Origin of the sequence: Novosphingobium decolorationis (assembly GCF_018417475.1) — a bacterium.
Classification (GTDB): Bacteria; Pseudomonadota; Alphaproteobacteria; order Sphingomonadales; family Sphingomonadaceae; genus Novosphingobium; species Novosphingobium decolorationis.
On sequence record NZ_CP054856.1, the window covers coordinates 2664021 to 2683010 of the forward strand.

Below are 18990 nucleotides of genomic sequence, written 5' to 3' on the forward strand. Positions count from 1 at the left end.
GGGGTCACTATGTCGCTCAAGAGCGGCGCTCGATTCGTGCGCGCTGCGCGGGCGAAGCGGGTTTTGCGACCCCTGACAAAATGACAGGATGGGTATTATCGATGGGATTTCCTAAGCCCCAGGGCCTTTATGATGCGCGAAATGAACATGACTCCTGCGGTGTGGGCTTCGTAGCCCATATCAAGGGTGAGAAATCGCACGCCATTATTACCCAGGCTCTGGAGATTCTGAAAAACATCGACCACCGCGGCGCCGTGGGTGCGGACCCGCTGCTGGGCGATGGTGCGGGCATTCTCACGCAGATTCCCGATCAGCTTTTCCGCACGTGGGCCAAGGACAATGGCCATGAGCTGCCCCAACCGGGCGACTACGCCGTGGCGATGTGCTTCCTGCCCCGCGACGAGGCTTCGCGCGACTTCGTGGTCTCGACCTTCGAGAAGTTCATTGCCAAGGAAGGCCAGCGCCTCGTGGGCTGGCGCGACGTGCCGGTCACGCTCGACGGCCTGGGCAAGGCGGTTCTGGAATCGATGCCGGTGGTGCGCCAGTGCGTGATCGCACGCGACGGCGACTGCCCCGACCAGGACGCGTTCGAACGCAAGCTGCTGGTGATCCGCAAGCAGACGCAGAACCCGCTGCACAAGCTGGCCGAAAAGAACGACCTGCCCGGCCTGACCGAGCTCTACATGCCCAGCTTCTCGAGCCGCACGATCGTCTACAAGGGCCTGCTGCTGGCAACCCAGGTCGGCTCGTTCTACGACGACCTGCGCAATCCGGACTTCGTCTCGGCGCTCGGCCTCGTGCACCAGCGCTTCTCGACCAACACCTTCCCGAGCTGGCGCCTTGCGCACCCCTACCGCTTCATGGCGCACAACGGTGAAATCAACACCGTGCGCGGCAACGTGAACTGGATGAACGCGCGCCGCCGCACCATGGAAAGCGACCTCCTGGGCGCGGACCTCGACAAGATGTGGCCGATCATCCCGCACGGCCAGTCGGACACCGCGTGCCTCGACAACGCCTTCGAACTGCTGCTCGCGGGCGGCTACTCGCTGGTCCACGCGATGATGATCCTCATCCCGGAAGCCTGGGCCGGCAACCCGCTGATGGACGCCAAGCGCCGCGCCTTCTACGAATACCACGCCGCGCTGATGGAGCCCTGGGACGGTCCGGCCGCCGTGGCCTTCACCGATGGTCGCCAGATCGGCGCCACCCTCGACCGCAACGGCCTGCGCCCCGCGCGCTTCCTCGTCACCGACGATGACCTGTGCGTCATGGCCTCGGAAAGCGGCGTCCTGCCGATCGCCGAGGAGCGCATCGTGCGCAAGTGGCGCCTCCAGCCCGGCCGCATGCTGCTGATCGACTTCGAAGAAGGTCGCATCATCGAGGACGAGGAAATCAAGTCCAAGCTCTCGGAGGAGGAACCCTACGAGAAGTGGCTCGACAAGGCGCAGTACAAGCTCGCCGACCTTGACGTGATCGAGCCCGAACTGGCCGAGATCCCCGCGCCCACCGGCACGCTTCTCGACCGCCAGCAGGCCTTCGGCTACACGCAGGAAGACACTCAGCGCTTCCTCGAGCCGATGGCCATGAACGGCGATGATCCGATCGGCTCGATGGGCACCGACACGCCGATCCCGGTCCTGTCGAACAAGGCCCGCCTGCTCTACGACTATTTCAAGCAGAACTTCGCGCAGGTCACCAACCCGCCGATCGACCCGATCCGCGAGGAACTGGTCATGAGCCTCGTCTCGATGATCGGTCCGCGCCCGAACTTGCTTGGCCACGATGCCGGAACGCACAAGCGTCTCGAAGTCAGCCAGCCGATCCTGACCGACAAGGGTCTGGCCAAGATCCGCTCGGTGGAAGCCGCCCTTGACGGCGCCTTCCGCACCGAGACCATCGACATGACCTGGGACGCCGAGAGCGGCGCCGCGGGACTTGAGATGGCGATCAAGGAAATGTGCTGGGCGGCAACCGAAGCCGTGCTCGCGGACAAGAACATCCTGATCCTGTCCGACCGTGCGCAGGGCCCGGACCGCATTCCGATGCCTGCGCTGCTGGCGACCGCAGCGGTGCACCACCACCTCGTGCGCCAGGGCCTGCGCATGCAGACCGGCCTTGTCATCGAGACCGGTGAAGCCCGCGAAGTCCAGCACTTCTGCGCGCTGGCCGGCTATGGCGCCGAAGCGATCAACCCCTACCTCGCCTTCGAGACGATCGAGGAAATGCGGGTCCGCAAGAAGCTGCCGATCTCGGCCGACGATGCGGCCAAGAACTACGTCTACGCCGTGGGCAAGGGCATCCGCAAGGTGATGTCCAAGATGGGCATCTCGACCTACCAGTCGTACTGCGGCGCGCAGATCTTCGACGCCGTGGGCCTCTCGAGCGAGTTCATCGAGACCTACTTCGCAGGCACCGCGACGACCATCGAAGGCGCTGGCCTGGCCGAAATCGCCGAAGAGACCGTGCGTCGCCACGCCGAGGCCTATGGCGACAACCCGATCTACGCGGGCATGCTCGACGTGGGCGGCATCTACGGCTCGCGCGTGCGCGGTGAAGACCACGCCTGGACCAGCGACAACATCGGCAACCTCCAGCACGCGGTGCGCGGCAACGTGCCCGCCAAGTACAAGGAGTTTGCCGAGAGCATCAACGACCAGTCGGCCCGCATGCTGACCATCCGCGGCCTACTCGACTTCAAGCTGGCCGACACGGCCATTCCCATCGAGGAAGTCGAACCGGCCAGCGAGATCGTCAAGCGTTTCGCCACGGGCGCGATGAGCTACGGCTCGATCTCGTGGGAAGCGCACACCACGCTGGCGCTCGCCATGAACCGTATCGGCGGCAAGTCGAACACCGGTGAAGGCGGCGAGGATCCCAAGCGCTTCAAGCCGCTGGAAAACGGCGACACGATGCGTTCGTCGATCAAGCAGGTTGCCTCGGGCCGCTTCGGCGTCACCACCGAGTACCTCGTCAACGCCGACGACATCCAGATCAAGATGGCGCAGGGCGCAAAGCCCGGCGAAGGCGGCCAGCTGCCCGGCCACAAGGTCGACAAGGTGATCGGCAAGACCCGTCACTCGACCCCGGGTGTGGGCCTCATCTCGCCGCCGCCGCACCACGACATCTACTCGATCGAGGACCTTGCGCAGCTCATTCACGATCTCAAGAACGTGAACCCGACGAGCCGCGTTTCGGTCAAGCTCGTCTCCGAAGTGGGTGTGGGCACGGTTGCCGCCGGTGTCTCGAAGGCACGTGCAGACCACATCACCGTCTCGGGCTACGAGGGCGGCACCGGCGCTTCGCCGCTGACCTCGCTGACCCACGCGGGCAGCCCGTGGGAAATCGGCCTGGCCGAGACCCAGCAGACGCTGATCCTCAACAACCTGCGCAGCCGCGTCGCTGTCCAGGCGGACGGCGGGCTGCGTACGGGCCGTGACGTGGCGGTCGCCGCACTCCTGGGTGCCGACGAGTTCGGCTTTGCCACCGCGCCGCTGATCGCGGCCGGGTGCATCATGATGCGCAAGTGCCACCTCAACACCTGCCCGGTCGGCGTTGCCACGCAGAACCCCGTTCTGCGCGCCCGCTTCACCGGCCAGCCCGAGCACGTGATCAACTACTTCTTCTTCGTCGCCGAGGAACTGCGCGCGATCATGGCCCAGCTGGGCTTCCGCACCATCGCCGAGATGGTCGGCCGCGTCGACAAGCTCGACATGAAGAAGGCGATCACCCACTGGAAGGCCAAGGGCGTCGACCTCTCCCGCATCCTCTACCAGGCACCGCTGGGCGACAGCCCCTCGCTGAACTGGTCGGAGCGCCAGGACCACGGCCTCGAGAACGCGCTCGACAACGCGCTCATCGCCGCCGCGGCCCCGGCCTTGGAGAACGGCGAGGCCGTGCGCATCGAGAAGCCGGTGATCAACGTCAACCGCACCGTGGGCGCGATGCTCTCGGGCGAGGTGGCGCGTCGCTACGGCCATGAGGGCCTGCCCGACAACACCATCAACGTGCAGCTGACCGGCGTTGCCGGCCAGAGCTTCGCGGCCTGGCTCGCCCATGGCGTGACGCTCGACCTCGTCGGCGATGCCAACGACTACGTCGGCAAGGGCCTGTCGGGAGGCCGCGTGATCGTGCGCCAGCCGGACAACGTGAAGCGCGTTCCCACCGAGAACATCATCGTCGGCAACACCGTGCTCTACGGCGCGGTCTCGGGCGAGGCGTTCTTCAACGGCGTGGGCGGCGAGCGTTTCGCGGTCCGCAACTCGGGCGCCATCGCGGTTGTCGAAGGCTGCGGCGATCACGGCTGCGAGTACATGACCGGCGGCGTGGTGATGGTTCTGGGCAAGACCGGACGCAACTTTGCAGCCGGCATGTCGGGCGGCATCGCCTACGTCTACGACGAGGAAGGCCGCTTCAAGGACCTGGCCAACACCGCGATGGTGGATCTCGAAAGCGTCTCGGCGACCCCGGACGAGGACGAGGGCACCGGCCGTCCGCAGCAGCGCACGGTCAGCGTCAACGACCTGGGCATGGGCGACATGCTGCGTCACGACGCCGAGCGCATCCGCGTCCTGCTGGAACGCCATAAGCTGCACACCGGCTCGAGCCGGGCCAGCGAACTCCTCGACAACTTCGAGGATGCGCTGGGCAAGTTCGTCAAGGTGATGCCGCGCGACTACGCCAAGGCGCTCAAGATGCTCGAAGCCGAGCGTCTCGAAGCCGCCACGGTCGCGGCGGAATAAGTTCGAAGGAATATAGAAGACATGGGCAAGGAAACCGGCTTTCTCGAGCTTGACCGCCAGGACCGTACGTACGGACCCGTCGACGAGCGTCTGAAGAACTACAAGGAGTTCGTGGTCCCCCTTTCGGCGGAAACGCTGAAGGGGCAGGCCTCACGCTGCATGAACTGCGGCGTGCCGCACTGCCACACCGGCTGTCCGGTGAACAACATCATCCCCGACTGGAACCACCTGGTCTACGAGGACGACTTCCGCAACGCGCTGCAGGTCCTCCACTCGACCAACAACTTCCCCGAGTTCACCGGCCGCATCTGCCCCGCTCCGTGCGAGGCAGCCTGCACGCTGAACCTCATCGACGAGCCCGTCACGATCAAGTCGATCGAATGCGCGATCGTCGACAAGGGCTGGTCGGAAGGCTGGATCACGCCGAAGATCCCCGAGGCGAAGACCGGCAAGTCGGTGGCGGTCGTGGGTTCGGGCCCGGCGGGCCTCGCCTGCGCGCAGCAGCTGGCGCGCGCGGGCCACTCGGTCACCGTGTTCGAGAAGAACGACCGCGTGGGCGGGCTGATGCGCTACGGCATCCCCGACTTCAAGATGGAGAAGCACCTCATCAACCGCCGCGCCGCGCAGATGGAAGCCGAAGGCGTGACCTTCCGCACCTCCACCGAAGTGGGCGTGAACGTCTCGGTGAGCTCGCTCAAGGAAAACTACGACGCGATCGTCTTTGCCGGCGGCGCCGAGGATGCGCGCAAGCTGCAGATCCCGGGCGCTGAACTGCCCGGTGTGCGCCTTGCGATGGAGTTCCTCACCCAGCAGAACAAGCGCAACGCGGGCGATGATGAACTGCGCGCCGCACCGCGCGGTTCGCTCACCGCGACCGGCAAGAACGTCATCGTCATCGGCGGCGGCGATACCGGTTCGGACTGCGTGGGCACCTCCAACCGCCAGGGTGCCAAGTCGGTCACCCAGCTCGAGATCATGCCCAAGCCCCCGGTCCACGAGGACAAGGGCATGTCCTGGCCGTTCTGGCCCCTGAAGCTGCGCACTTCGAGCAGCCACCAGGAAGGTGCGGAGCGCGAATGGGCCGTGCTCACCAAGCGCGTCGTCGGCGACAACGACGTCAAGGGCCTCGAATGCGTCCGCGTCGAGTGGAAGGACGGCAAGATGGTCGAGGTCGAGGGCAGCGAGTTCACGCTCGAAGCCGACCTCATCCTTCTCGCCATGGGCTTCGTGGGCCCCAAGAAGGCCGGCATGCTCGACCAGGCCGCCGTCGAGCTCGACGCGCGCGGCAACGTCAAGGCCGACACCCAGGTCTACCAGACCTCGGACGAGCAGATCTGGGCCTGCGGCGACATGCGCCGTGGCCAGAGCCTCGTCGTCTGGGCCATCCGCGAAGGCCGCCAGTGCGCGCGCGCCGTCGACGAGGCCCTGATGGGCGCGAGCGAACTGCCGCGCTGAGACAGGGCCACACGGCAACCGAGATACGAAGGGGCGTCCGCAAGGGCGCCCCTTTTTTCATGGCTCCCGAAAGCGTTGCGCGCGCCCTGTGCGACCTCCTGGCATCTTGCCGGTTCCTGCCCGGCTCCCCCGCAAAGTCGCCTAGGTGCGCCTTGGCGCCCATTTCACCGTGCGCCGTTACCTCCTCTTCGCGGCAGCCCGGCCACGGGCCGCCTGCAAGGACGCGCGCCGGGATGCGCAGAAGGGATGGAGCGAGACGGTGATCAAGGACCAGACCCGGAAGGCCGGACGCGGGCTCACCACGCTCGTTGCGCTCGCCGTGCTGCTGACCGGCCTTGCCGTCTACATGATCCGCTTTGGCGGTCCGATCGAGCGCAAGCACGCCCTCCAGAACGAGATGCTGGCCGACATCCTGCCCCCGCCGGCCTTTGTCGTCGAACCCTACCTCCAGGTCACACAGGCCACCGCCAACCCGGGGAAAGCCCCGCTCGTCCTTGACGAGCTGGAGCGCCTCGAAGGCGAATTCCGCGAACGCCAGGCCTATTGGCAGGAGAACGAGGTGCCTCCCGAAGTGCGCGACCAGCTGGCCCGCGTGATCCGGGTCGCGGACCATTTCTGGCGCATCGTCGATGGCAAGTTCGCCAAGGCCGCCAAGGGCCGCGACCGGGATGCCATGTACTGGATCCAGGAGCGCGAACTCTCCCCCATCTACGACCGCCAACGCCACGAAGTGCTCAAGCTCGTCGCCCTCTCGCGCGCCTTCACCACGGCCGAGATGCGCACCGACACCTGGATCACCGCCGCCTGCCTGCTGGCCAGCGCTCTCATAGCGCTGCTGCTGGCGGCCGCCATCCCCTATGCCGCCCGGCTGATCGACCGTAGGATCGTCACCCCTCTGGAGAACGCCAGCCGCAGCTTCGGACACCTCGCCTCAGGCGACTTCGACATCGTCATCGAAGGCACCGAGCGGCGCGACGAGTTCGGTACGATGGCCCGCTCGATGGACGTCTTCCGCCGCGCCGGGATCGAGAAGGCCAGCGCGGACGAGGAACAGCGGCGCGTGGTCGAGAATGTCTCGGTCGGCCTCCACAAGCTTGCGGGCAAGGACCTCGAATACCGCATCACCGAACCCTTCCCGGAAAGCTACGAGGCGCTGCGCACGAACTTCAACGAGGCCGTCTCCGCACTGTGCAAGGCCATGGGCACCGTGCGCGTCGGGGCCTCCAGCGTGATGAACGCGATCTCGGAGATTCGCGCGGGCTCGGACGACCTTGCCCAGCGCAACCAGCAGCAGGCCGCGAGCCTGGAGGAAACCGCCGCGGCCATGGCGCAAGTGACCGACCGCATCCGCGAATCGGCAGGCACCGCCGCCCAGGCGCAGGAGGCCATCACCACGGCCCACGACGAGGCCAGCGAAGGCGGCGAAGTGGTCCGCGCCGCCGTCTCCGCGATGTCCGCCATCGAGACCTCGGCCCGCGAGATTTCGACCATCATCGACCTCATTGATGGTATTGCCTTCCAGACCAATCTCCTGGCCCTCAACGCCGGGGTCGAAGCCGCGCGCGCAGGCGATGCGGGCAAGGGCTTCGCGGTCGTCGCCAACGAGGTGCGCGATCTCGCCCAGCGTTCGGCCGACGCGGCGCACCAGATCAAGGAGCTCATCACCAAGAGCAGCGCGCAAGTGGAAGGCGGCGTCGAGCTGGTCGGCGAGACCGGCACCCGGCTCGAGGCCATCCTGGCGCAAGTGAGCGAACTGCGCAGCTTCATCGCGCAGATGGCCACCTCGGCGCGCCAGCAGGCGAGCGACCTCGATCAGGTCAACACCTCGGTCGGCGAAATGGACCGCATGACCCAGCAGAACGCGGCCATGGTCGAGGAAACGACCGCCGCGACCCGAAGCCTGGAAAGCGAAGCGCGCGGCCTCAGCGAACTCATGGCGGGCTTCCGCACCCGCATGCGCGAGGACCGCCCCGAGATCGCGGGACAGGGCGAGCCCTTGCGGCGGACCAGCGCGGCGGCCTGAGCGGCCAGAAAGAAAGAGATATCCGAGGGCCATCGCCCTCGGGCTCCCCGAACGGTCGACCTCACCTTGCGCACGCCAGATTGGCTGAGAAAGGTGAGGTTGCCGATTCCGGGGTCAAGGGGCGATGGCCCCTTAAGATAAGAATTCTACTTCGTCGCTTACTCCGCGTGCGCCTTCACGGTGTCGGGCGCCGTATTCACCTCTTCGGCGTCGGTCGCGGTCTCGCTCGTGATCGGCACTGCGTTCACGTCGCTGTCGAGTTCCTCGCAGGCCTTGCGCACGCCGGCCGCATAGTCGGGGTGGACCTTCTCCAGGACCGCGAACCAGCGTTCCTTCACGCCCTTCGAGCACGGCCCCATGGCCTGCGCGTAGTTGGTGTAGAGGCGCTGCTTCTGCTCGTCGGTGAACATCTCATAGAGCGCGCGGGGCTGCGTGAAGTCGTCCATCTCCTGCGGGTTGCCATAGCGATCCATGTCCCCGTCGATCCGCAGCGGCGGCTCCTGCGCGCCCGCATCGGCGACCGGCCCATCGTACTGGTTGGGCTCGTAGTAGGCGTCCGGGTTGCCGAAGTCGTTGGTGAAGAAGCGCATCGCGCCGTCCTTGTGATAATGATTCACCTTGGCGGCCTTGGCGGCGTTGGCGGGCAGCGCCTCGTAGTGCGTGCCAAGGCGGTAGCGGTGCGCATCGGCATAGGAGAACACGCGTGCCTGCAGCATCTTGTCGGGCGAGAACGAGATCCCCGGCACGATGTTCGAGGGGCTGAACGCCGCGTTCTCGACCATCTGGAAGTAGTTGTCCGGGTTCTGGTTCATCTCCAGGACGCCCACCTCGATCAGCGGGTAGTCGCCGTGGGGCCAGACCTTGGTGAGGTCGAAGGGGTTGTAGGGCGTCTTGAGCGCGTCTTCCTCGGGCATGACCTGGATGTAGAGCGTCCACTTGGGGTACTCGCCCTTCTCGACCGCGTTGTAGAGGTCCTCCTGATAGGATTCGCGCGTCTTTCCGATCAGCTTCTCGGCCTCGGCGTTGGTGTAGAACTTGTGTCCCTGCTGGGTCTTGAAGTGGAACTTCACCCAGAAGCGTTCGCCAGCCGCGTTCCACATCGAGAAGGTGTGGCTGCCATAGCCGTTCATGTGCATCGGGTTCTTGGGGATGCCGCGGTCCGACATCAGGATCGTCACCTGGTGCACGCTCTCGGGCTGGGCGGCCCAGAAGTCGAACATGGCCTCGGGGCTGCGCAGGTTGGTGCGCGGATGGCGCTTCTGCGTGTGGATGAAGTCCGGGAACTTGTAGGCATCGCGCACGAAGAAGACCGGCGTGTTGTTGCCCACCATGTCCCAGTTGCCGTCCTCGGTGTAGAACTTGAGGGAGAAGCCGCGCACGTCGCGTTCGGCATCGGCCGCGCCCGCCTCACCCGCGACGGTCGACCAGCGTGAAAGCACCTCGGTCTGCTTTCCCACCTCGGAAAACATCTTCGCGCAGGTGTACTTCGTGATGTCCTTGGTCACCGTGAAAGTGCCCTGCAGGCCCCAGCCCTTGGCGTGGACAGTGCGCTCGGGGATGCGCTCGCGGTTCTGGTGGGCGAGCTTCTCCAGGAGCTGGTAGTCCTGCATCAGCACCGGCCCGCGCGTGCCCGCGGTCAGCGAGTTCTCGTTGGAAGGAACAGGGGCACCGGCGCTGGTGGTCAGGGTGGGCTTGTCGGCCATGGATGGGTCCTCTCGGCGATTGGGGGTTCGCCAAGAAGAATGCGTCAGGCCCGCAAGTGGTTGCCGCAGGGCTTGCGATCAGCCTGATCGGCTGTGTCTATCAGACGCAGCCCCAATCGATCGGCTGACGCCCGTTCTCTTCCAGAAAGGCGTTGGTACGGCTGAAATGCCCGCATCCCAGGAACCCGCGGTGCGCCGAGAGCGGACTGGGATGCGGCGCCTGCAGGATGAGGTGCTGACTTTGCATGAGCCCCGGCACCCGCTGCGCCTTCTTCTGCGCATGCGAACCCCACAGCAGGAACACGCACGGCTCGCGCCGCCCCGCAACCGCGGCCACGGCGGCATCGGTGATCGCCTCCCAACCCCGCTTCTGGTGCGAACCGGCCTGCCCCGCCTCGACCGTCAGGGCGTTGTTGAGGAGCAGCACACCCTGGCGAGCCCAGCCTTCAAGGTTGCCGTGCCCGGGCGCCGTCACACCGCAGTCGCTAGCCAGTTCCTTGTAGATGTTGACCAGCGAGGGGGGCACGCGCACGCCCCTCTGCACCGAAAAGGCCAGCCCGTGCGCCTGTCCCGGACCGTGATAAGGGTCCTGCCCCAGGATCACGACCTTGACCGCATCGAGCGGGGTCAGTTCCAATGCGCGCAGGCGGCTGCCGCGCGGGGGATAGATGGTCTTGCCACCCGCCTCCTCGGCATGCAGCCAGGCGCCCAGACGGCGCGCCTCGGGAGCTTCCAGAACCGGGGCAAGCGCGGCGCGCCAGCTTTCCGGCACCGCCTCGGCGCCTTCGGCACCGGCGTGGCTGTCCGATCCGCTCATCGCAAATTTCCTCCGCGCCCGGCAACAAGGTGGGCTTGCGCCCATTGCGCAACCGACCGGCAATCCCTAAGCACTTTCGCATCATGGCTGTCTATCTCCACGAAGAAGATCTCCCCGAGGGCGTCCTGGCGCCGGGGCCCGTTGCCGTCGACACCGAGACGATGGGACTCATCACCCGCCGCGACCGCCTGTGCGTGGTCCAGATTTCCGATGGCGGAGGCGATGAGCATCTCGTCCGCTTCGCGCCGGGCAGCGACTATGCCGCGCCCAACCTGAAGGCGGTGCTGGCCGATCCGGCGCGCCTCAAGCTCTACCATTTCGCGCGCTTCGACCTCGCCGCGATGGAGCACTACATGGGCGTGATGGCTGCGCCTGTGTTCTGCACCAAGATCGCGAGCAAGCTGGTGCGCACCTACACCGACCGCCACGGCCTCAAGGACCTGGTGCGCGAACTTCTCGGCAAGGAAGTGTCCAAGCAGCAGCAGTCGAGCGACTGGGGTGCGCCGGACCTGTCCGACCCGCAGAAGGAATATGCAGCCTCCGACGTTCGTCACCTCCACGCGATGCACACCATCCTGGTCGAGCGCCTCGCCCGCGAGGGCCGCACCGAGATGGCCCAGGCCTGCTTCGATTTCCTTCCCGCCCGCGCGCGTCTCGACCTCGCCGGGTGGCCTGACCACGACATTTTCAGCCACCAAGCGGCCTGACGCTGCAGGAACCACGCGCCCATGTCTGAGGAAGCCAGACAGATCCGCAACCGCCGCCGGCACCTTGCCGCGCCCGGCGGCTCGCACGACCGCCTGGTGGGTTTCCTGATAAAGGCCCTGCCGGCCGCGATCGGCGTGGTCGCTGCGGTGATGATCCTCGTGCCCCTCAGCCCGCGCGGCGAAGTCAGCTTCCTGCTTGATCGCAACAAGGTCGAGGTCACCGAAAACCGCCTCTCGGTCGACGACGCCGCCTACAGCGGCAAAGACGACCGGGGGCGCGCCTTCACCGTCACGGCAGGCACGGCCGTTCAGGAAAGCGCGGCCAGTCCCATCGTCGAGATGTTCGACCTCGCCGCCCAGCTTGCACTCAGCGACGGGCCCGGCAAGATCGTCGCCCCGCGCGGGCGCTACAACTACGACGAGGACCTGCTCGACGTCGATGGACCTGTCGATTTCGCCGCGAGCGATGGCTACCACATGACCGCGAACAACGTCTCGGTCGATATCGCATCCAAGCTCGCCCATGGCTCCGGCGGCGTCGAAGGTCGGGTGCCCAGCGGCACCTTCAAGGCCGAGACCATGCAGGCCGACCTCGAAGCGCGCACCGTAACCCTTGAAGGCAATGCCAAGCTGCGGATGACCCCCGGCAGCAAGCTGGAGATACCCCAATGACGTCCGTTCGCCTGCCCTCCCTTGCGCTGCGTTCGGCCCTTGCCCTCGCGCTCCTGGCAACTGGCGGCCTTGTCGCCTCCCAGCGGATCGGGGCGCAGGCCCTCGAAGGCCACAACACCGACGCCCCTGTCGACTTCTCGGCCGACAAGATCGAGCTGCAGGACCGGGAGGACCGCGTCGTGCTCACCGGCAATGTCGACATCCGCCAGGCCGGCCTGACGCTGAAGGCCGCGCGCACCGTGGTCAATTTCACCAACGCCGACCGCCTCGAGGTCCAGCGCATCACCGCAACCGGCGGTGTACGTGTGACCCGGCGCGACGAAGTCGCCACCGGCGACGTGGCCGTCTACGACTTCAACAAACGCATCATCACCATGGTCGGCAACGCCTCGCTCAAACGCGGCAGCACCGATACGCTGCGCGGCGGTCGTTTCGTGGTCGATCTCAAGACCGGCGTCTCCTCGGCCTCGGGCGGGCGCGTCAAGGGCACCTTCAACGTACCCAAATCCTCCAACTGATCCTGGCCGGCACCTTCGCCGGCACCCTCGCCGACACAGGCACGAAAAAGCCCGCCGGGTCATTGGACCGGGCGGGCTTTTTCGTGCCTGGCTTGGCTGGCGCTCAGAACGCGCGGTCGTGGACCAGGACGCGCAAGGTCAGGAAGATGATCTGCACATCGCGCATGATCGTCCAACCTTCGAGGTATTCCAGATCCGACTGCAGGCGGTTGACCAGATCCGATTCCTTGTCGGTCGCGCCGCGATAGCCGCGCACCTGCGCAAGGCCCGACAGGCCCGGCTTGAGGCTGTGCCGCTGCCAGTAGCGCAGGTCCACCTCCCAGAACAGCTTGTCGCCCGCCAGCGATCCCGTGGCGTGCGGACGCGGGCCGACGAGGCTCATGTCGCCCAGGAGCACGTTGAAGAGCTGGGGCAACTCGTCGATGCTGGTCTTGCGGATGAACTTGCCGACCGGCGTGATGCGCTGGTCATTCTTCGAGGCCGACTGGTTGCCATCGGCATCGCACAAGGCCTCGGTCATCGAACGGAACTTGTACATGTTGAAGAAGCGGTTGCCGCGCCCCATGCGCCGCTGGACGAAGAGCACCGAGCCCCCGTCGTAGAACTTCACGGCCAGCGCGATCACGATCAGAAGCGGCGAGAGCGCAAGGATGGCGCTGCCCGCGAAGGCAAGGTCGAACATGCGCTTGATCGCCCGCTCGCGAAGCCCCAGCGGCCCTGCCGAAACCAGGAGGAGGCCATGCTGGCCCGAGACTCGGGCCCCCTGCGCGCCGAGCCGCACAACAACATCGTCCAGCACTTCACCATCGACGTTGGCGCCCTTGAGCATCATCGCCCATTCCGCGCGGCGGCCGACCGGGCAGCTTACAATCACGCGGTCGATATTGCGCAGCACCAGACCGAAGCGGTCAAGCGCATCGGGGTCCTTGAGATCGGGACGCAGCCCCATTGCAGCGGCCGAAACGCGAATGGCCCCGGGGAAATCGACCTTGGGGCCGCCATCGTCGATGACCAGTTCGTTGAGCACCTGGGCCCCGCAGCGCCAGCGGACAAGCGCCCGCATCTGACGGCGCGAAATGGCCATCAGGATCATCGCCGTGACCGACCCCAGGACAAAGGCAAGACGGGGCAGTTCACCGGAGGGACGGATAAGGAACTGCACGAAAACCGCGACCGCGACCGACAGCGTCATCGCCATCATCGTGCGGGCTACCCCGGACCAGGCGTTACGCAGCGTGGTGAGGGAATAGCTGCCGTTGTAGAGGGCCAGCGTCAGGAAGATGGGAAGGACCAGCTGTCCGTAGACGAGCGCCCGCGAGAACCCGAGCTGGCCGTGAATCGCCCAGCCGATCACCGCGAAACCGATCGCGATCGCCAGCATATCGCCGAGCATGATGCCCAGGTAACACTGCAAACGCCGACGCACGAGAGCCGGTGCAACGGGGCTAACCCCTTGCTCCGGCGAAGTATTGAGCACGGCACGTGGCGCGAACGGCGCATTCATGGATTCGGCACTCCCGACAGCCAGCTTCACCTTGCCCTGCCCCCCTGCGTTAGTTCGAAGACGGTAATGCTGCAGTGCAATACGTATAGTCCCCATGGCCACCAAGTAGCAATCGAAAAACCTTAGACGGTTCTGCTTGCGCGTTGTTTTGTAGATCCTATCGCCATTCGAGCAATTCGCACGAGACCATCGGCCAACAAGAGCTCCGAATCCTGACTATTGGACAGGAGACTCTGGTGCAGTGCAACAAGACGCGACACGAGACGGTCGAGACGCGGGCCGCGCCAGACCCGCAATTGCTGCGCCAGGGCCGGTTTGTCTTTCCAGAATACCCGACGCGCCTTGGCTTCGGCTTCGAGTAAAGCGCCGACGTCGCCGTTCGTTCCCAATTGGGCATTGAGAGCGGCCAGTTGAGCCACACGCCGCTCCAAGGCCAGCAACAGTCCCACCGGATTGATCTGCAGGTCGTGCATGCGCTTGAGTTCGGAGGCGAGAAGCTCGCGCTTCCCCCCCAGGATCGTATCGACGAGCGGACCGAAGGCATCGTCCTCGGTCGAGGCGCCGATCGCATCGAGGGCCTCCATCGTCACCGCCTGCGGAGCCTCGGGCACGGCATCCAGATAGAGCGCCAGCTTCTCGACCTCGGAACGCGCAAGCCGCGTGTCGAGCCCTGCCGCACGGGCAATGCGCTGGGCAACCTCGCTCCCCATCTTGAGCCCCGCCCCGTTGGCCAGCGTGCGCACCGTGGCGGTCACCGAGGCGAGATCGGGCGGATAGAACATGCCCACCAGCGCATCGCCGCGCCCGGAAAGCAGCTTGGCCGTGCGCGACTTGTCGGTCGCGCCGGTCGCCACGATCAGGACCGGGCAGCCCTCGACCTCGTTCTCGATCAGGGTCTTGACCGCATCGTGTGCTTCGTCGCCCTGCGCGCGCACGTAGATGTGGCGGGTGCCGCCGAACAGCGAGGTCGAGCGGGCCTCGTCACCCAGGCGCACCGGATCGCGGCGCAGTTCCGCTCCGCTCATCTCGATACGTTCGCCCGGGTCGTCCAGAAGCGAGACGATCTTCGCGGCCGCATCGCTCGCGCCCGATTCGTCGGGCCCACACAGGAAGAACAGCCGGGCCTCACGCGCGACCCGGGCCGCGACCGAGGCGAAGTCCTTCTGGGTGGCCTTCACGGGACCTTAGGGACGTGCATCGTCGCGCAGGCGCAGCGCGAGATTGGTCACGATACGGTCGGCGACGTCCTTGGCCAGGTTCTCCAGCGCGCGCTGTTCCGCGGCGATGGTGGCGTAGTCGGACGAGACCACGTCGATACCCGCATCCGAGCCCGCCGTCGCGTCGACGACGATCTCATCGCTGGCCGTATCAACAAGCTGGAAGCGCGCACGCAGCGTGCGCCGTTCGCGCCCGATGGTGTCATCCGAAAGGAGGCCGAAGCCTTCGAGCTGGTCGTCAAGGCGCACGTCAAGCCGGTAGCGCGGCGTGGTGCCGGCCGGCGGCTCGCCCATCTTGTCGATCAGCGCGTTGCGCACGAGCCAGCCCGCGCGCCCCTCGATCGCGGCGACCTGGATGTCGGAGAGGCCGCGCGCGACTTCGCCGCTGCCACCGCCCGCGTACATCGGCGAGAGGCCGCATCCAGCCAGCGGAACGGCCAGCGCAAGCGCGGCCGCAAAGGCGCGAAGGGACCTCACGCGACGATATTGACCAGACGATCGGGCACGACGATTACCTTGCGAATTTCAGCGCCATCGATCGCACGCTGGACCTTCTCGCTGGCCAGCGCAAGCGCCTCGAGGTCTTCCTTCGACGCGCCCTTGGCAACCGTCAGCGTGTCGCGCAGCTTGCCCTTGACCTGGACCGCGATGGTGACCTCGTCCTCGACCAGCAGCGCCGGATCGACTTCGGGCCACAGCGCCTCGGCGACGAGACCCTTGCCGAACGTGGCGTAGGCTTCCTCGGCCAGGTGCGGCATCATCGGCGCGATCAGCAGCAGGAGTTCGCGGATCGCGGTGGAGCGGCTTGCCGAAGGCTTGGCCTTCTCGACCGCGCCGGTCAGCTCGTAGATGCGCGCGACGGCCTTGTTGAAGCCGAGCGATTCGATGTCCTCGGCCACCGCCGCAATCGTCTGGTGCAGCTTGCGGTCGAGCGCCTTGTCCTCGCCTTCCGCCGAAGCGTCGAACTGGGCAAAGAGCCTCCACAGACGCTGCACGAAGCGTGCGCAGCCTTCGATCCCGGCTTCCGACCAGGGCAGGTCGCGCTCGGGCGGGCTGTCGGACAGCATGAACCAGCGGATCGCGTCGGCGCCGTAGGTCGCGACGATCTCGTCGGGATCGACCACGTTCTTCTTCGACTTCGACATCTTGATGACCTTGCCGACCTCGATGGCCGAACCGTCGGCCTTGAGCGTCGCGACGCGCTTGTCACCCTCTTGCCCCACATTGATCTCGGAGGGCGCGAAGTAGACGTCGCGTCCGCCTTCCTTGCGCGAGTAGACCTCGTGCGTGACCATGCCTTGCGTGAACAGGCTCGCAAACGGCTCCTTCACGTCGACAAGGCCGATGCGGGCCAGCGCGCGGGTCCAGAAGCGGGCGTAGAGCAAGTGCAGGATCGCGTGCTCGATGCCGCCGATGTACTGCTCGACCGGGAGCCACTTGGCGATGGCCTCCTTGTCGAAAGGCTTGTCGCCGGGCTGGCTGGCAAAGCGCAGGAAGTACCACGAGCTGTCGGCAAAGGTGTCGAGCGTGTCGGTCTCGCGGCGCGCCGCATGGCCGCACTGCGGGCAGTCGACATGCTTCCAGGTCGGATGCCGTTCGAGCGGGTTGCCCGGCGTCTGGAAATCGACGTCTTCGGGCAGCGTTACGGGCAGGTGCTTCTTGGGCACCGGCACCACACCGCACACCTCGCAGTGGATGAACGGGATCGGCGTGCCCCAGTAGCGCTGGCGCGAGATGCCCCAGTCGCGCAGGCGCCACACCGTCTTGCCTTCGCCCCAGCCGCCGTCCTGGGCACGGCGGATGACTTCGGCCTTGGCCTCGGCCACGCTCATGCCGTTCAGGAAATCGGAGTGGACGAGCACGCCGTCCCCGGCTTCCGCCTCGCCCGCGAAGGGCGCATCGGCATCCTCAGCCTTGGCCGCGACAACGCGCAGGATGGGCAGTTCGTACTTGGTCGCGAACTCGAAGTCGCGCTGGTCGTGGCCCGGAACGGCCATGACCGCGCCGGTGCCGTAGTCCATCAGCACGAAGTTGGCGATGAAGACCGGAAGCTCGGCGCCGGTAAAGGGGTGCTTCGCGGTAATGCCGGTGTCGAAGCCCAGCTTCTCGGCGGTTTCGAGCTCGGCCGCGGTGGTGCCCCCGCGCTTGCACTCGGCGATGAAGTCCTGCGCCTCGGCACTGTCCTTCGCCACGCCCTGCGCAATCGGGTGATCGGCGGCAACAGCCACGAAGCTCGCGCCGAAGATCGTGTCGGGACGGGTCGAATAGACTTCGACGCTGCCGCCGTCCGAAAGGTCGAAGCTGAACTGCAGGCCTTGCGACTTGCCGATCCAGTTCTCCTGCATCGTGCGGACCTTTTCGGGCCACTTGTCGAGGCTGCCCAGCCCCTCGAGCAGTTCATCGGCGAAGTCGGTGATCTTGAGGAACCACTGGTTCAGCTTGCGCTTCTCGACCAGCGCGCCCGAACGCCAGCCGCGCCCGTCGATGACCTGCTCGTTGGCGAGCACGGTCATGTCGACCGGGTCCCAGTTCACCGCCGATTCCTTGCGATAGACAAGGCCGTGCGCGTACATGTCGAGGAACAGCGCCTGCTCATGGCCGTAGTAGTCCGGCTCGCAGGTGGCGAGTTCGCGCGACCAGTCGAGCGCGAAACCCAGGCGCTTCAGCTGCGCCTTCATGTTGGCGATGTTGTCGCGCGTCCAGCCGCCCGGATGGACGCCCTTTTCCATGGCCGCGTTCTCAGCCGGCATACCGAAGGCGTCCCAGCCCATCGGGTGGAGCACCTCGTGGCCGCGCATGCGCTTGTAGCGCGCCAGGACGTCGCCCATGGTGTAGTTGCGCACGTGACCGATATGGATGCGGCCCGAGGGATAGGGGAACATCTCCAGGACGTAGCTACGCGGCTTCGTCGAGGTGTCGTCCGCCTTGAAGCACTGGGCTTCGTCCCACGCTGCCTGCCAGCGGACATCCGCCTGCGCCGGGTCGAACCGCTCGGTCATTTCAGTCTGGTCTCCTGCAAGGACCCTTGCGGCCCTTGCGTTCTTTCATGGGGGAGGCCCCCACGCAGGGGACCTTTCGAAATTCGGGTTGGGTCGGCGAAGGGCCGGATCAGCCGCCGACCGAATCGCGGCGCAGGTCACGCGCACGGGTCAGGATCACGTTTTCCAGCTTCTGGACGGTCGCGGCCTGGACCGGAGCCCCCACCCAGGCGTCGCCTTCGCGGATCTGGCGGGCGGCCGAGACGCGCAGCGCATCGGCGCGCAGGTCCTGGTCGAGGATGGTGACCGAGACCTTCACGCGCTCGCTCGGCTTGTCCGGGTTCACGTACCAGTCGGTGATGATCACGCCGCCATTGCTGTCGGACTGGACCAGCGGCATGAACGAGAGCGCATCGAGGCTCGCGCGCCACAGGTAGCTGTTCACGCCGATGGTGGTGACATGCGAGGGCGCCAGCGCGCCCGACACGTCATTCTTCTTGCCGCCACAGCCGGCCAGCGCGAGGGCCGCGACCACGCATACCGCGGCGGTCATCGTCTTGCGCGGGGCGAAAAGGCCGAATTCAGTGCTGCCTGTCATTTTACTTCCCGGTTCCTGGTCTGTGTCGGCAGGGATCGGCCCAGAGGTTGGCCCTG

The 18990-nt window shown here is 66.2% G+C and carries 13 protein-coding genes; 6 read left to right on the top strand and 7 right to left on the bottom strand.

The annotated features are described in order from the left end of the window. Positions 1–101 precede the first annotated feature (101 nt). The 3 genes from gltB (at position 102) to HT578_RS12420 (ending at position 8220) form a co-directional block, all read left to right on the top strand. The gene (gene gltB, locus HT578_RS12410) at positions 102–4742 is read left to right on the top strand and encodes a glutamate synthase large subunit (protein ID WP_213499798.1); all 4641 of its coding nucleotides are present in this window, start codon (positions 102–104) and stop codon (positions 4740–4742) included. Between the two features lie 21 nt (positions 4743–4763). Further along, positions 4764–6197 carry a glutamate synthase subunit beta gene (locus HT578_RS12415; protein WP_213499800.1) on the top strand — a complete coding sequence of 478 codons (1434 nt, stop codon included), beginning with the start codon at positions 4764–4766 and terminating at the stop codon, positions 6195–6197. 145 nt (positions 6198–6342) lie between these two features. Beyond that, entirely contained in the window at positions 6343–8220 is a 1878-nt protein-coding gene (locus HT578_RS12420) for a methyl-accepting chemotaxis protein (RefSeq protein ID WP_213499802.1), read from the top strand. 158 nt (positions 8221–8378) lie between these two features. Here HT578_RS12420 and HT578_RS12425 read toward each other — a convergent pair whose 3' ends face one another. Next, a complete protein-coding gene (locus HT578_RS12425) occupies positions 8379–9923 on the bottom strand; it encodes a catalase (RefSeq protein WP_213499805.1) in 1545 nt (514 codons plus the stop codon). 100 nt (positions 9924–10023) lie between these two features. Further along, on the bottom strand, positions 10024–10740 hold the full coding sequence (gene ung, locus HT578_RS12430; protein ID WP_213499807.1) for a uracil-DNA glycosylase: 717 nt from the start codon (positions 10738–10740) through the stop codon (positions 10024–10026). An 83-nt stretch (positions 10741–10823) separates the two neighbouring features. Between ung and HT578_RS12435 the strand changes: the two genes are divergently transcribed. The 3 genes from HT578_RS12435 to HT578_RS12445 are packed head-to-tail and all read left to right on the top strand — an operon-like array spanning position 10824 to position 12637. Further along, a complete protein-coding gene (locus tag HT578_RS12435) occupies positions 10824–11447 on the top strand; it encodes a ribonuclease D (protein WP_213499809.1) in 624 nt (207 codons plus the stop codon). Between the two features lie 21 nt (positions 11448–11468). Then, positions 11469–12119: an LPS export ABC transporter periplasmic protein LptC gene (locus HT578_RS12440; RefSeq protein WP_213499811.1), complete on the top strand. Its 651-nt coding sequence runs from the start codon at positions 11469–11471 to the stop codon at positions 12117–12119. After that, positions 12116–12637, top strand: a complete 522-nt coding sequence (locus tag HT578_RS12445; RefSeq protein WP_213499813.1) for an LptA/OstA family protein — start codon at positions 12116–12118, stop codon at positions 12635–12637. The genes HT578_RS12440 and HT578_RS12445 overlap by 4 nt, the downstream gene beginning before the upstream one ends. A 103-nt stretch (positions 12638–12740) precedes the next feature. On the opposite strand, the gene HT578_RS12450 is transcribed toward HT578_RS12445, so the two are convergent. The 5 genes from HT578_RS12450 to HT578_RS12470 form a co-directional block, all read right to left on the bottom strand. Continuing rightward, positions 12741–14141: a sugar transferase gene (locus HT578_RS12450; protein WP_213499815.1), complete on the bottom strand. Its 1401-nt coding sequence runs from the start codon at positions 14139–14141 to the stop codon at positions 12741–12743. Positions 14142–14263: 122 nt separating this feature from the next. Next, complete coding sequence (gene holA, locus HT578_RS12455) at positions 14264–15319, bottom strand: DNA polymerase III subunit delta (protein ID WP_039390058.1); 1056 nt, start codon at positions 15317–15319, stop codon at positions 14264–14266. A 6-nt stretch (positions 15320–15325) separates the two neighbouring features. Next, complete coding sequence (gene lptE / locus HT578_RS12460; RefSeq protein WP_039390055.1) at positions 15326–15835, bottom strand: LPS assembly lipoprotein LptE; 510 nt, start codon at positions 15833–15835, stop codon at positions 15326–15328. Then, complete coding sequence (gene leuS, locus HT578_RS12465) at positions 15832–18357, bottom strand: leucine--tRNA ligase (protein ID WP_213499817.1); 2526 nt, start codon at positions 18355–18357, stop codon at positions 15832–15834. Before leuS ends, lptE begins: the two co-directional genes overlap by 4 nt. Before the next feature lie 109 nt (positions 18358–18466). Further along, entirely contained in the window at positions 18467–18934 is a 468-nt protein-coding gene (locus HT578_RS12470; protein ID WP_084592006.1) for a DUF3576 domain-containing protein, read from the bottom strand. Positions 18935–18990 lie beyond the last annotated feature (56 nt).